Raw genomic sequence first — 12,986 nt, 5'->3', positions numbered from 1 at the left:
CATGGCAGGCTTTATCTTAAGGCGCCTGCTGCTGCTGCTGCCGATGCTGCTGGCGGCCTCGCTCATCATCTTCCTGTTGCTGCGCCTCGGCCCCAGTGATCCGGCGATGGACTATCTGCGCCTGTCGCGCGTGCCACCGACGCCGCAGGCGCTGGCCGAAGCGCAGACCATGCTGGGGCTCGACCGCCCGCTGGCCGTGCAGTATCTGGACTGGCTGTGGAAGGCCGTGCGGCTGGATTTCGGCATTTCCTATGTCACGCAGCGGCCCGTGCTGCCGAGCCTCCTGCACTTCCTGCCCGCCACGCTCCAGCTTGCGGGCGTCGCCCTGGTTGTGACGCTCGGCGTTTCTGTGCCGCTCGGCATGTGGGCGGCGCGCCATCCTGACCGGCTGCCGGACCACCTCGTGCGGCTGATCGCCTTCATCGGCGTCTCCATGCCGAACTTCTGGCTCGGCTTCCTGCTGGTGCTGCTGTTCTCCGTGCACCTCGGCTGGCTGCCGGCCATGGGGCGGGGCGGCTGGTCGCACATGGTGATGCCGGCCATCGCCATCTCGCTGATGTCGCTGTCGATCAATGCGCGGCTGCTGCGGGCGAGCATGCTGGAGGTGGCCGGGCAGCGCCACGTCACCTATGCGCGGCTGCGTGGCCTGTCCGAGCGAACGGTGGAGCGCTCGCACGTACTCCGCAACGCCCTGCTGCCCATCGTCACCGCCACGGGCATGCACGTGGGCGAGCTCATCGGCGGCACGCTGATCGTGGAGAGCATCTTCAGCTGGCCGGGCGTGGGGCGCTATGCCATCTCCGCCATCCTCAACCGCGACTATCCCGTGATCCAGTGCTTCACGCTGCTGATGGTGACGATCTTCGTCCTGTGCAATCTTGCGGTCGACATCGCCTATGCCTGGGCCGATCCGCGCATCCGCCTGTCGCCGGAGGTTGCCCATGATTGAGCGGGCGTTGTCGGCGGACGGCTTGTCGCCGCTCCATGGCCGCCGCTTCGGCTGGACGGCGCAGATCGCCTTCACGCTGGTGGCCCTGATCGTCGCCGTGACGGCGGCAGGCCCATGGATCATGCCGTTCGATCCCGATGCGGTGGATCTCGTTCAGCGGCTTCAGCCGCCCGGCCCGGTGCATTGGCTGGGCACCGATCATCTCGGCCGGGACATCCTCTCGCGCCTGATCGCCGGGGCTGGCGTCTCGCTGGGCTCAGTGGCTCTGGCCATGGCGCTCATCCTGGCGGCGGGCATCGCCATCGGCGGCGCGGCCGGAGTGCTGGGCGGGCGCTTCGACCAGGCGATCATGCGGACCACCGACATCTTCCTCACCTTCCCGACGCTGGTGCTGGCGCTGTTCATGATCGGCATGCTGGGTACGGGCCTCACCAACGTCATCCTCGCCATCGCACTGTCACACTGGGCCTGGTATGCGCGCATCGTGCGGGGCATCGTCCTGTCGCTGAAGCACCGGGAATTCGTCCTCGCTTCGCACCTCGCCGGCATGAGCCGCCTGCGCGTCTTCACCAAGCACCTGCTGCCGGCGACCCTGTCGCAGCTCCTCGTGCTCGCGACGCTCGATATCGGCCACATCATGCTGCACGTATCGAGCCTCTCCTTCGTTGGGCTCGGCGTCACCCCGCCGACGGCGGAATGGGGCGTGATGCTGAACGATGCGCGCCAGTTCGTCTGGACTAAACCGCTGCTGATGCTGTGGCCGGGCCTCGCCCTGTTCCTCAGCGTCATGGCCTTCAACCTTGCGGGCGATGCCCTGCGCGACCGCCTCGACCCGCGTCTCGACCTGGGGCATGTTCATTGAGCGCCAATCACCTCACCATTGAAGGACTTCGGGTCGAGACCATCGATCCCCAGGGGCGAACGGCGCTGGTGGACGGCGTTTCTCTGACGCTCCATGCGGGGGAGGTGCTGGCGTTGGTGGGGGCCAGCGGTTCGGGCAAGTCCATGACCTGTGCCGCGTGCCTCGACGTCCTGCCGCCCGGCACGCGGCGGGTGAAGGGCTCGGTCAGCATCGACGGCCGGCCGTGCACGGCGACCGACCTGCGCGGGCGACAGGTTGCCAGCATCCTCCAGAGCCCGCGCACCGCCTTCAATCCGGTGCGGAGCATGCGCGAGCATGTGCGGGAGAGCCTGCGTGTCGCCGGCGGCGGGGCGGACGCATGGGCTGACGTCAGGCAAGCGATGCGCGATACCGGGCTGGACGATCCGGAGCGCATCCTGCCGCTGTTCCCGTTCGAGATGAGCGGCGGCATGCTCCAGCGCATGATGATCGCGCTGGCGCTGATCTCGCGCGCGCCCTTTATCTTCGCGGACGAACCGACCACCGATCTCGATCTGATCGTCCAGCGCGAGATCCTCGACCTTCTCGACCACCTGAAGGGCGAGCGCGGGCTGGGCATCCTGTTGGTGACGCACGACATGGGCGTGGTGGCGCGCCTCGCCGACCGGGTGGCGGTGATGGAGGCGGGGCGCATCGTCGAGACCGGAGGGGTGATGCAAATCTTCCATGCTCCGCACCACATAGTGACGCGGCGGCTGGTGGAGGCGCACCTGTCGCTCTATCGACAGGAGCCTGCGGCATGAGCCTGCTGTCGGCACGCAACCTGTCGCGCAGCTATGACCGCGCTCCCCTGCTCGGCCGGGGGCGGCCTCATCGCGTGCTCGACGGCGTGTCCCTCGACATTGCTCCCGGCGAAACCGTCGCCCTGCTCGGCCGGAGCGGCTGCGGCAAGACCACATTGGCGCGGATGCTCGTGGGGCTCGATCGGCCGGACGCCGGCGAGGTGCTGTTCGAGGGACAGTCGCTGGCCCGCCTGCCCAAGGCACGATGGCAGGACCTGCGCCGCACCGTGCAGATGGTCTTCCAGGACCCGGTCGGAGCGGTCGATCCGCGGGCGACCGTCGGTGATGTGCTCGCCGAGCCGTTGCGCAACCTCTGCGGGCTTTCGCCCGCCGAGATCCGGCTGCGCATTGCGGAGCTCCTGTCGGCGGTGGAGCTCGGACCGGAGGCTGTCGGCCGTTATCCGCACCAGATGAGCGGGGGTCAGCTGCAGCGCGTGTGCATCGCCCGCGCGCTGGCGCCGCAGCCGCGCCTCGTCATTCTCGACGAGGCCGTGTCCAATCTTGACGTGCACCTTCAGATCCGGATGCTCGAGCTGTTCGCCGAGTTGCGCCGGGCGCGGGGCGTCTCCTATCTGTTCGTGACGCATGACCTGCGACTGGTGGAACGCTTCTGCTCCCGCGTGCTGGTGATGGACACCGGCCGCATCGCCGAAGACGCCCCCGCTGCGCTTGCGCTCAGGAGTCCGGCCGGGCGAGCGTTGCAGGAAGCCGTTTTGCCTGCGTGGCCGCTTGCGGGCCGCCTCCCACCCGTTGGCGACTTGTGCGATCCGTCCGCGCTGGCAGACCGGCGGCAGATTGCCCGCTGAAGCGGCCGCCGCGACGCCCAGGCTTGGACGATCCGGTGCTGACCAACGCCACCTTCACGCGACTGCCGAGATGCGCCTGGTTTCGTGCTCATGCACCGTGCGGATTGGGCGAGCCCGCCAATTGCAAGGCGCTCCAGCGCTACTGCTGCGGTTCCAGCCGGTTACCCGACGGGCTGCCCTGGTCACCTTCCGTCGGCGTGGTTCGGCCAGCGTAGTTGAACTCGGGAGCGCGCCTTGCGTCTTCCCCCGTCATCGCCAGCCGCGGCCGATCAGGTATTCCCGCCGTGGAGATGTAGTTGTCGCTCGCCCGGCCGGCGGTTCCGCCCTGCGTGTCCTGGCCAGCAGACTGGCGCCCGGGAGGTCGGTCCTGATTGGGGCGTGCATGCCACTGGATGGCCTCGAAGGGGACGGCGATCTGCTCCTCGCCGAGGCCCAGCACTCCGCCGACCCCGATCACCACTGCGGCGACCTTCCCGGAGGCGTCGACGAGCACGTCGTCGATCTCCCCAAGTTGCTGATCGTTGGAGTCATAGATGCTCATTCCATCGAGTTTGGTCACGCGCCACTGGCCGGCGCTTTGCCGTATGATGGTCTGCACCGCTTCGCCGGGCGGCGGCGCGGCCTGGCCAGAACGCATCGGCTCCGGGACGGTTGAAGCGGTCGGCAGCGCGGCGAACACCGGGGTGGCGAGTGAGAGGCACGCGACGGCGATGGGGAGGGTCCGAGCGATGATCACGGCAGGATTCCGTAGCTTGTTGTCGAAGGAACAACGTGCTGATCGGGCAGGGGGTTCGTCCCGGGCGTCGAGAGCCTTCGCATAGCCTGAGAAGGGGCAGCATCCGGCCCTGACGCACCGTGAACGCCACGGCGCCGGAACGATCGGGGTATCGCGTTCGTTGAGGAGGGACGTCGCTCCCCGCGCGCAAGAGCCCATGACAGCATTTGGCTACCACGCCTCGCATGAGCAGTTCACGCCCAGGGACCTGCTCGATTGGGCGAGACTGGCGGAAGCCAGCGGCTTCGCCTGCGGCATGTCATCCGACCATTTCCATCCCTGGAGCGAGCGGCAGGGCCAATCCGGCTTCGCGTGGGCCTGGCTCGGCGCCGCCCTGGAGGCAACGCGACTGCCTTTCGGCACCATCTCGGCACCGGGCTATCGGTATCATCCAGCCCTGCTCGCTCAGGCCGCGGCGACGCTCGCGCAGCTGTATCCGGGCCGTCTCTGGCTCGCGCTCGGCAGCGGGCAAGCGATAAACGAAGCCATCACGGGGCTGCCCTGGCCGGACAAGGCGGAGCGGAACGCCCAGCTCGGAGAGTGCGCTGCGATCATCCGACGCTTGTTCGCGGGGGAAATCGTCACCCATCGGGGTCGGGTCACCGTTGTCGAGGCAAAGCTCTACTCCCGCCCTGCCGCTGCCCCACTGCTACTCGGCGGAGCGGTCACCGAGGAGACCGCGGCCTTCGTCGGATCCTGGGCGGACGGGCTCTTGACCGTGCACGCACCGCCCGACCGGCTCGCCCGGGTGATCCAGGCCTTCCGAAGCAGCGCTGGCCCGGCCAAACCCATCTACCTGAAGGTAACGTTGTCATGGGGCGCCACGGAAGCGCAGGCCGTGGCCGAGGCTCTCCATCAGTGGAGCGCCAACGCCGTCGGAGGAGAGGTGAATTGGGATTTGCGGCGACCCGGTGACTTCGACCTGGCAACGAGATTTGTGCGGGAGGACGACATCCGGCAGAGCGTCCTCGTGTCGGCAGACGTCGCGCGGCATCGGGCTTGGCTTCAGGAATTTGCCGCCATGGGATTCGAACAGATCGTGTTGCACAATGTGGGCCGCAACCAGCGGGAGTTCATCGAGACCTTCGGCGCTCAAGTCCTTCCGACGCTATCCTGAAACCGCGGGGAAGGCGCGGACGCTGCGCCTTCCCCGGGTGGTGTGAACCACTAACCCTGCGCCGCTCCAACGGTGTCTGCCATTTGCGCGCCCCGCGCGCCCAAGGGGACCGGGGACCCCTGGGTGGTGTCCTTGACGGTCTGATGCTCCATCTCCGCATCGAGTTCGGCACCGAGCAGCACCACGATGGATGAAATCCAGATCCACACCATAAAGCCGATGATCGCGCCCAGCGAGCCGTAGGTCCTGTTGTAGCTCCCGAACTCGGAGGCGTACCAGGAGAACAGGATGGAGGCGGCAAGCCAGATCACGGCCGCAACCCCGCTGCCGGCTGTCACCCACCTCCACTGAGGTGCATCGCGGCTCGGCCCATAGCGATAAACGACAGCCAAGGCCAGGCCGACGACGAACAGCAGGAGGGGCCAACGGCCGAACCTGACGATGCCCTCGCTCAATGCCCCCAGCCAGACCATGTCGAGGATCGCCGGCAGAACCACCACGGCAGCGGCACTCGCGATCAGGAGGACCATGGCTCCGATGGTCAAGCTCAGGGATATCGCGTTCAACTTGAAGAAGCCGCGTTTTTCGCGCTCGCCGTAGACCACGTTGAGGGCGTCGAGGAGCGCCTTCATTCCGGCATTGGCGCTCCAGAGTGCGAGCGCAATGCTGACGAAGAAGGTGAGGCCTAGCTTGTCCTGGGGCTGGGCCGCCAGGCTTCTGAGCTGGTCGTCTAGCACGGCCATTCCGCCCTCGGGCAGTACGCCGGACAGGGATTGGAGGTTAGAGCTGATGGTCGAGCTGTCGGCGAACAACCCATAGAGTGCGACGAACGCCGCGATTGCGGGGAAGAGCGCGAGAATGGAGTAGAAGGTGACCCCCGCGGCGATGGCGAACAGCCGTTGCTCGGTCAGGTTCTTGTAGACCCGGACGAGAATGTCTTTCCAACCCCGGGCCGGAATGTCCGTCGGGCTGTCGGCCGACCGGCCACGGCCCTGCTCGACGCGCGCTCCGTGAGGCTCGACCGAACGGGGCGGCGCGCGGTCTTCCGAGAGCGTTTCGCGTGGACGGCGCACATCCACGGGATCGCCGCGCATGGCGAACACGAGATACGCGACGGCGCTCGCCAAAAGAGTAACGGCTGCAAAAGCGGGCATATGGCTTCCTGCCGCGTCTGCGTGCGGACTGCCCGTGCGAGTGATCATGCTTCCTCGAAAACTGTTTGCGGCCAGCTGAGCTGGCCAATGCGAACCCGCAGCCCTCCGGCCTGCGCATGCATGCTGCCGCGGATTCACTGACGCGGTGTCGACTCAGGACCAAGCTTTGGTGGGCAGGGAACACGGGACAGGAGGGTTGGTTCCGGCGCGACCGGCGCGACGCTGCGCTTCGGCGAGAGCGCATGGCGTGTCCCCGGCCCGGCCAAACCTCAGGCCGGAACTCCCCGACCGCAGATGCCGCCCCCGTCGAAGCACGGACGACGCAGCGTTGCCGGGACCATCAGTCGTTCACAGGGACGTGACGCTGCACAAGCGGGAGCCTTGGCGGATTGCAGCGCGGTGCACGCCAAAGCAAGCTATCGTGGCCCCACGCCGGTCGGTGCAAAGGGCTCCCACCGCTCGAGGCGGCTGCGCCGGAGCGAGGGATTCAGGCGATGAGCCGCCGCCCGCAGCGCGTGCAAGCCGGCGCGGAACAATCTTTTCGGTCTCTTCTTTCAGCTGTTTGCAATCGGTCGATCTTCCCGATGTGATCAAAGTTCAGCAGGACGGTGAGATGAGCGAGCCCAAGGAAATCGAGCTGAAACTGATCTGCAACGCAGCCGATATGTGCGCTTTGCAGGCGTCGACGCGGCTGCAAGGCGCGGCCGCGAAGGACGAAGACCAGCTGAACTCGGCCTATTTCGACACGCCGGACCGGCTCCTTCAGGAAGCCGGCTATATCCTGCGCGTGCGCAGGTCACGGGATGGATACGTTCAAACCGCCAAGGCCGCCGGTGACGGCCTGATCGAACGATCGGAATGGGAGCGTGCCGTATCCGGCCCCGAGCCCGATCTCGACGGCTTGAGGAAGACCCCCCTGGCCAAGGTGCTAGGAAAGCGGCCGACGCTCGTGCCCCTGTTCACAGTTTCTGTCGAGCGGGGCGCCTACGAGGTCGAGCGGGCGAACTCCCGGATCGAGGTGGCGATGGATCGCGGGGGCATCGTCGCGCCGGGCGCCAAACGAAAGACCCAGGCCGTGTCCATCAGCGAGATCGAGCTGGAGCTGAAGAATGGGTCGGCCGCAGACCTCTTCGCGCTCGCCCGGGAGTTCGCCGACGAGGTCCCGCTCCGGCTCGGCGTCAGGAGCAAGGCGGAACGCGGCTTTGCCCTGGCTGACGGTAAGGGCGAGGGGGTGCGCAAGGCCGAGCCCATCCTCCTGTCGGACGACCTGACCGCGGCGGAGGCGTTTCGCGCCATCGCGCACGCCTGTCTTCGCCACATGCGCCTGAATGAGGACGTCCTGCTCGATCACCGCGATGCGAGCGCGCTCCATCAGATGCGGGTCGCCATCCGGCGCCTGCGTTCGTCCTTTTCCCTGTTCAAGGACCTGATCGCCGATGATCGGAGCGAAGTCATCCATGCGGAGCTGAAGCGCCTGTCGGAACCGCTCGGCCGCGCACGGAATCTCGACGTCTTCCTGTCGGATACGCTTCCCGCCGAGCGGGCGCGGCATCCGGACAAGGTCGAACTGCTCAACCTGGAGAAGCACCTCGAAGCACAGCGCCTGGAGGCCTATAGGTCCGTCATGCGGGGACTTCAGTCCGAAGAATGGCCGCGGTTCGTACTGGACCTTCTCGGCTGGATCAACGCCGGTCCTTGGCTTTCCTCCGGCGGACGCAAGGGAGCGCTCGCGCGAAACCAGCCGGCGACGGCATTCGCGGCCGGCGTGCTGCACAAGCGAAGGCGCCAGGTGAAGAAGCGCGGCCGGGACCTTCAGAACTTGAATGCCGAAGACCGCCACAAGGTGCGTATCGCGGCGAAGAAATTGCGCTACGGCGCGGAGTTCTTTGCGGGGCTGTACACCGGCAGGAAGGAGCGCGGGCGTCAGAAGGCCTTCACCACGGCCCTCTCGGACATGCAGGACAGCCTCGGAGCGCTCAATGATATCGCGACCGGCCACGAGATTATCGATGAGATCGTCGGAGCGGGCGCCGATAGCTCGGCCAGTTTCGCTGCGGGTCTGACGATGGCCGACATCGAGGCAAGGTCGCAAAGGCTTCTGGCGTCGGCAGCGGAGGCCCACACGGCATTGGTCGAGGTCCGGCCGTTCTGGCGTTGACGGGACGGTGTTCCAGCAGCGTATAAGTGAACACGACCGAGCAATTGAAGCGCCGGTGATCTGCGGGCGCGCTGTCTCGAAGGCGTCGGCATGCTGGATCCGACCAGGCTTCTTGCGAACGCGCTCGGCGAGCATCTCGCCGTGACGTACCGGCGTGTTTTCGGCAGCCGCGAGCCCCGCTTCGCGGAAGTGCTGGAAGATGTCGCGCGGTTCACCATAGAAAGGATCGGTGGCAGCGACGCCCTCTACCATGACGGCGAGCATACCGCCCTCGTCACTCTGGTCGCCCAGGACATCCTGCTGGGCCGCTCCGTCACCGAGCGCCTGACGCCCGAGGATTGGCTGCACGCCATCCTGGCCGCGCTCTATCACGACGTCGGCTATGTCCGCGGCATCTGCTCGGGCGACGATACCCGACGCTTCGTCGTCGCCCTCGACGGGACCAGTGTGGAGCTGCCCCGAGGCGCTTCGGATGCGGCCCTGTCGCCTTACCATGTCGAGCGCTCGAAGATCGCCGTGCGCGAGCGCTTCCACAACCATTCCTTCATTGATGCGGAACGGATAGCGCGCGCCGTCGAATTGACGCGCTTCCCCGTGCCGACCGCCGGCGATAACGATGGCTCGGCCACGGAGGCGGGCTACATGCGCGCCGCCGATCTGATCGGCCAGCTCGGCGACCCCCTCTATCCGCGCAAGCTGAATGCCCTGTTCCATGAGTTCGCCGAGGTCGGCGTGAACGAAAAGCTCGGCTATGCATCGCCAGCGGATCTGGCCGAACGATACCCGGCGTTCTTTTGGAGCCAGGTCGAACCGGTCATCGGAGCGGCCATCCAGGCCCTCGACAAGACCGTCGAGGGTCGGCGCTGGGTGGCAAACCTCTACGCCCATGTCTTCGCGATCGAGCACGACCGAAGGCGGATGGGACCTCATCAAGGCTAGCGGACAAGCCGGATCGTCGCTTTTCCACCTCGTCGCCGCCGGACCTGCGGAGGTAGCGTATCGCCCCTGGTGACGCGAAGTTTCGGACCGCTTAAGGGAGGGCGTCATGGATGGGAAGCTGATCAGGCGGGCCTTGGAGCATGCCGAACAGCACGTGGTCGAGTGCGAACCGCTGATCGAGGGGCAACGAGCACTCGCGGCCAGCCTGCCCTCGGGCGAGGCTCGCGACGAAGCGGAGCGGCTGCTGCGGGAGTTCGAAGCGCTGCAAGCCGAGCAGATCGCCCACCGCGATCGGCTCCAAGCCGAGCTGGGGCGGATCGCGCCTGGGTTGATGTCAGCCGAGGTGCTCGACGAGATCGTCTTCGCCCATGTCGTCGCTCACGGGCAGACGTCGGCCCCGAGCGACGAGATGATCGCCGCCCTCGCCAAGTGCGCCGGTGCGAGCGAGTTGCACGTTCGGGCGCGCTTCGCCGAGATCCTCGCCGAGGGATGGAGCGATTTCGACTTCCACGGCCCCTACCGCCTGCGCAAAAAGCTCGTGGCAGAAGCCATGAGGCGAGGCGTCCCGGTGAGGGGCTATATTGCGGCCGTGCTGCACGGAGCGAAGGAGGCGCGCGCCGGCGAACCGGTTGTTGCGGCTCCCCTGCAGCCACCCACGCCACAATGAGCCGCCGGGAACGCATGATGCCAGAAGCGGGCACGGCTTCTTGGCCAGGATCGGCTTAGAAACAAGACTTAGAGCGGGATGAGCTGCGTTATGGCTGAGCCCCATGCCGTGCGTCGCTCTGGCGCCCTTTCGCCATGGCGATCCGGCGTTCGTCCGTATGTCGCCCAGCGCAAGCGCGATCGATCTCGCTGATGAGCTGATCCGCTTTGACGGGCTCCACGGCCGCGGATGGCATCGATCTTCGCCTCCATGCGATCATCGCCTTTCTTGGATTGGGGCGAGCCGACATAAAGAAGCAGAGCCGGACCTCCGATTTGCAAGAGCAGCTGCAGAAACTCCGATTGCCAGTTTTCAAGAGTTTCGCGCGCCAGCTGAACGGCTAATCCGACAATTGAATTGATGATCGGTGCTGATTCTGCTGTTCGACGTAGTCGAACCAGCCAAAGAGCCAGCACAACTGGCCGGGACCCTCGCCTTCTGCCGCAAGCGAGTTGCAAAATGAGCGACAGGCCGGCAAGCCATGCGGCCGCGCGGGCCGCCGCGGCAGCCGCTATGCGGCCGCCTCGCTCATCAAGCCGAGCGCCTCCGCCCGTGCCGCAAGCTGCTCGCGCACGGCCCGCGGCAACTGGCGGGCCGATTTGACGCGCGGCAGTTCCAGCTCCGGCATGCGGGGCTCGCTGCCACCGAACAGGGCCTCGTACTCCGTATAGTTGTCGAAGCGCCGCCGCGTGACGTTGTCGACGAAGGTCTCGGCCGGCGCGCCATCGGCGAGGACCAAGGCGTGGTCATCGAGCTCGATGTGGAAATAGGTGAAGCGCTGTTGGGGTCGTTCGACGCGCGTGATCGCGGCGCCGTGGACGAGCGCGCTGGCCTGCACCAAGATGCCGTCGATGAGCAGGGCGTGCTCTGGAGAGACCAAGAGATCGCGCACGGGCACACCTTCGGCAAGCGCGCCGGCGGCGATGCGGATGGGGTAGCAATACAGCGGATCGGCGAAGGCGGAGACCACCGTCTGCCGGCCGATCCACTTGATCGGTCGGATCTCGCCGGCGGCGGTGAGCACCGGGTCGCCGGCGGCCAGGGTCTCCACCGGCCGTTCGCCGCCCGGCGCGGCGATACGGGTGCCACGGCAGAAGCAGGTCACCACGATAGCGGTGCCGCCCGCTCTGTCGTCGATCAGTTGGTAGGGAACGCCGCCGTAGCTGCCCCCCGGATCCAGCTGCAGCCGGATCGTCGTGCCGTCCTCGAGCTGGGTGATTTCCAGAACGTTGCCGGCGAGCAAGGTCACCGTGTCGCCCGCATCCCAATGGACGTTGGCCAGATCGATCACGTCGGTGGCGTCGTCGAAATCGTCGATAGTGGCAGCGAACCCGGCGGTGTTCGTGAGCGTCAGTTTGCCGTCGACAAGAGCGACGGTCTGCTGCGCGCCGACGGCTCCCAGGGTGATCGCGGCGCCGTCCTCCAGGCTGATGGTGCCCGTGCCGGTAAGCGAGCCGGTGAGGTTGGCGGCGCCGCCGGCCCGAAGGGTGAAGCTGCCGTTGTTGACGAAGTCTGTGTCGGTGAAGGTGCCTCCAGTGGCAATCACGATGCTGCCGGCGTTGACGACGCTCCCTCCGACATTGATGGTGCCGAGGCTCACGAAACTGCCGGTCAGCCGCAGCGCGGAGCCGGTCACGTCGAGATTGACGACGGCGCCGGCTCCGAACGTTGTGGTACCGCCCGACGATACCAGGTTGCCGCCGTTTTCGGTGGCTTGTCCGGGCAGGTTGATCACCACGTCGTCGATGACCTGGTCGCCACTGAACGCTAGAGCGCCGCCCGTCATACCTGCAATACCAGTGACGTTGACGACTCCCGGAACTCCACCGTCACTCCCAACGACGGTCAGCCCGTTAGTGACCGTCAAGGAAAGCTCAACATTGAGATCGCCTCGAAAGGTGACCGCATCTAGTGTCGCGCCTAGAAACCTGGCACCCGCTATGAGCGTGCCATTCGCCACGCTGACTGAGAGAAACTCCATGGCGCCGAAATGCGCCGGGTCAAATTCCCCGTCCAATAGATCGAACCGACCGCCACTGAGAACAACCCTTCCGCTGCTGACCACCCCAGCCAGATCGGCAGCGGAATAGTCCGCGTTAAACAAGCGAAGCTGCCCGGACGATCCAACCTGGATATTTCCAATATTATTGTTATCTCCAAAGACAAAAAGGCTGGTTGAGCCTTGTATGTTCACGTCACCGCTGTTCGACAGGTGGCCGATGTTGAGCAATCCACTGCCGAGCACCGACACGGAACTGCCAACCTCAACGGTTAACGAGGCAAACTGCGATGCGGCCAAATTCGTGGTTACGGCAGGATGGCCCCCCGCGGGGATGACGACGTCGTCGCCGGCCGCCGGCAGCGCGCCCAAGGACCAGTTGCCCGGGTCCGCCCAGCTGTTGTTGCCCGCAGCGCCTGTCCAGATGATCGTTGCCATAATGCCCATAAGCTCCAGCCAAGCCGTGTGGAATATCATTGCACACCGTGAAATACACGGGGGTGACACCGACCGGCCGGCAACGCCGCGTCATGGCGGCAAGCCCGAGGGGTTTTCCCAGCGTCCAAAGCAGGGAGAAACCAAGACGAACTATCGTGCCCAAAGGATAAGGCTGCGGCCCCGTGAGCGCCGCAAGAATGAGCCGCTTGCCAGGCGCCGCCCCAAAGAGAAGCCCCGCCCGCGAGCGCGGACGGGGCCAAGG

At 66.2% G+C, this 12,986-nt stretch carries 12 protein-coding genes; 8 read left to right on the top strand and 4 right to left on the bottom strand.

The window, feature by feature from the left end:
• Position 1: 1 nt before the first annotated feature.
• The 4 genes from nikB to nikE are packed head-to-tail and all read left to right on the top strand — an operon-like array spanning position 2 to position 3,438.
• Positions 2 to 949, top strand: a complete 948-nt coding sequence (nikB, locus tag IEW34_RS25915) for a nickel ABC transporter permease subunit NikB (protein WP_188612117.1) — start codon at positions 2 to 4, stop codon at positions 947 to 949.
• Entirely contained in the window at positions 942 to 1,811 is an 870-nt protein-coding gene (gene nikC / locus IEW34_RS25910; RefSeq protein WP_244642222.1) for a nickel ABC transporter permease subunit NikC, read from the top strand. The genes nikB and nikC overlap by 8 nt, the downstream gene beginning before the upstream one ends.
• Positions 1,808 to 2,593 carry an ATP-binding cassette domain-containing protein gene (locus tag IEW34_RS25905; RefSeq protein ID WP_373288322.1) on the top strand — a complete coding sequence of 262 codons (786 nt, stop codon included), beginning with the start codon at positions 1,808 to 1,810 and terminating at the stop codon, positions 2,591 to 2,593. The genes nikC and IEW34_RS25905 overlap by 4 nt, the downstream gene beginning before the upstream one ends.
• Positions 2,590 to 3,438, top strand: a complete 849-nt coding sequence (nikE, locus tag IEW34_RS25900) for a nickel ABC transporter ATP-binding protein NikE (RefSeq protein WP_188612115.1) — start codon at positions 2,590 to 2,592, stop codon at positions 3,436 to 3,438. Before IEW34_RS25905 ends, nikE begins: the two co-directional genes overlap by 4 nt.
• 139 nt (positions 3,439 to 3,577) lie before the next feature.
• On the opposite strand, the gene IEW34_RS25895 is transcribed toward nikE, so the two are convergent.
• The gene (locus IEW34_RS25895) at positions 3,578 to 4,174 is read right to left on the bottom strand and encodes a PRC-barrel domain-containing protein (protein ID WP_244642221.1); all 597 of its coding nucleotides are present in this window, start codon (positions 4,172 to 4,174) and stop codon (positions 3,578 to 3,580) included.
• Positions 4,175 to 4,370: 196 nt separating this feature from the next.
• Here IEW34_RS25895 and IEW34_RS25890 point away from each other — a divergent pair, with 196 nt between their 5' ends.
• Positions 4,371 to 5,330, top strand: coding sequence for a TIGR03885 family FMN-dependent LLM class oxidoreductase (locus IEW34_RS25890; RefSeq protein WP_188612204.1), 960 nt, complete (start codon positions 4,371 to 4,373; stop codon positions 5,328 to 5,330).
• A gap of 50 nt (positions 5,331 to 5,380) precedes the next feature.
• Here the strand turns inward: IEW34_RS25890 and IEW34_RS25885 are convergent, their stop codons facing one another.
• Entirely contained in the window at positions 5,381 to 6,484 is a 1,104-nt protein-coding gene (locus IEW34_RS25885) for a YihY/virulence factor BrkB family protein (protein ID WP_244642220.1), read from the bottom strand.
• Between the two features lie 613 nt (positions 6,485 to 7,097).
• Here IEW34_RS25885 and IEW34_RS25880 point away from each other — a divergent pair.
• The 3 genes from IEW34_RS25880 (at position 7,098) to IEW34_RS25870 (ending at position 10,248) form a co-directional block, all read left to right on the top strand.
• Positions 7,098 to 8,642 carry a CYTH and CHAD domain-containing protein gene (locus IEW34_RS25880; protein WP_188612203.1) on the top strand — a complete coding sequence of 515 codons (1,545 nt, stop codon included), beginning with the start codon at positions 7,098 to 7,100 and terminating at the stop codon, positions 8,640 to 8,642.
• 90 nt (positions 8,643 to 8,732) lie between these two features.
• Positions 8,733 to 9,581: a metal-dependent phosphohydrolase gene (locus IEW34_RS25875; protein WP_188612113.1), complete on the top strand. Its 849-nt coding sequence runs from the start codon at positions 8,733 to 8,735 to the stop codon at positions 9,579 to 9,581.
• 106 nt (positions 9,582 to 9,687) lie between these two features.
• The gene (locus tag IEW34_RS25870) at positions 9,688 to 10,248 is read left to right on the top strand and encodes a hypothetical protein (RefSeq protein ID WP_188612112.1); all 561 of its coding nucleotides are present in this window, start codon (positions 9,688 to 9,690) and stop codon (positions 10,246 to 10,248) included.
• Positions 10,249 to 10,316: 68 nt separating this feature from the next.
• On the opposite strand, the gene IEW34_RS31165 is transcribed toward IEW34_RS25870, so the two are convergent.
• Positions 10,317 to 10,703: a DUF6766 family protein gene (locus IEW34_RS31165; RefSeq protein ID WP_373288321.1), complete on the bottom strand. Its 387-nt coding sequence runs from the start codon at positions 10,701 to 10,703 to the stop codon at positions 10,317 to 10,319.
• Between the two features lie 95 nt (positions 10,704 to 10,798).
• A complete protein-coding gene (locus IEW34_RS25865; protein WP_188612111.1) occupies positions 10,799 to 12,733 on the bottom strand; it encodes a Hint domain-containing protein in 1,935 nt (644 codons plus the stop codon).
• Positions 12,734 to 12,986: the final 253 nt, after the last annotated feature.

This window comes from Chelatococcus reniformis (assembly GCF_014640075.1).
GTDB classification, from domain to species: Bacteria; Pseudomonadota; Alphaproteobacteria; order Rhizobiales; family Beijerinckiaceae; genus Camelimonas; species Camelimonas reniformis.
Note: the sequence above shows the minus strand (reverse complement) of the source record. Positions and strands in the feature narration are given on the sequence as shown.

Bases quoted from the DNA above. Each gene is read 5' to 3' on its own strand.
- nikB (WP_188612117.1), top strand. From the start codon at position 2: ATGGCAGGCTTTATCTTAAGGCGCCTGCTGCTGCTGCTGCCGATGCTG.
- nikC (WP_244642222.1), top strand. From the start codon at position 942: ATGATTGAGCGGGCGTTGTCGGCGGACGGCTTGTCGCCGCTCCATGGC.
- nikE (WP_188612115.1), top strand. From the start codon at position 2,590: ATGAGCCTGCTGTCGGCACGCAACCTGTCGCGCAGCTATGACCGCGCT.
- IEW34_RS25890 (WP_188612204.1), top strand. From the start codon at position 4,371: ATGACAGCATTTGGCTACCACGCCTCGCATGAGCAGTTCACGCCCAGG.
- IEW34_RS25885 (WP_244642220.1), bottom strand. From the start codon at position 6,484: ATGCCCGCTTTTGCAGCCGTTACTCTTTTGGCGAGCGCCGTCGCGTAT.
- IEW34_RS25880 (WP_188612203.1), top strand. From the start codon at position 7,098: ATGAGCGAGCCCAAGGAAATCGAGCTGAAACTGATCTGCAACGCAGCC.
- IEW34_RS25875 (WP_188612113.1), top strand. From the start codon at position 8,733: ATGCTGGATCCGACCAGGCTTCTTGCGAACGCGCTCGGCGAGCATCTC.
- IEW34_RS25870 (WP_188612112.1), top strand. From the start codon at position 9,688: ATGGATGGGAAGCTGATCAGGCGGGCCTTGGAGCATGCCGAACAGCAC.
- IEW34_RS25865 (WP_188612111.1), bottom strand. From the start codon at position 12,733: ATGGGCATTATGGCAACGATCATCTGGACAGGCGCTGCGGGCAACAAC.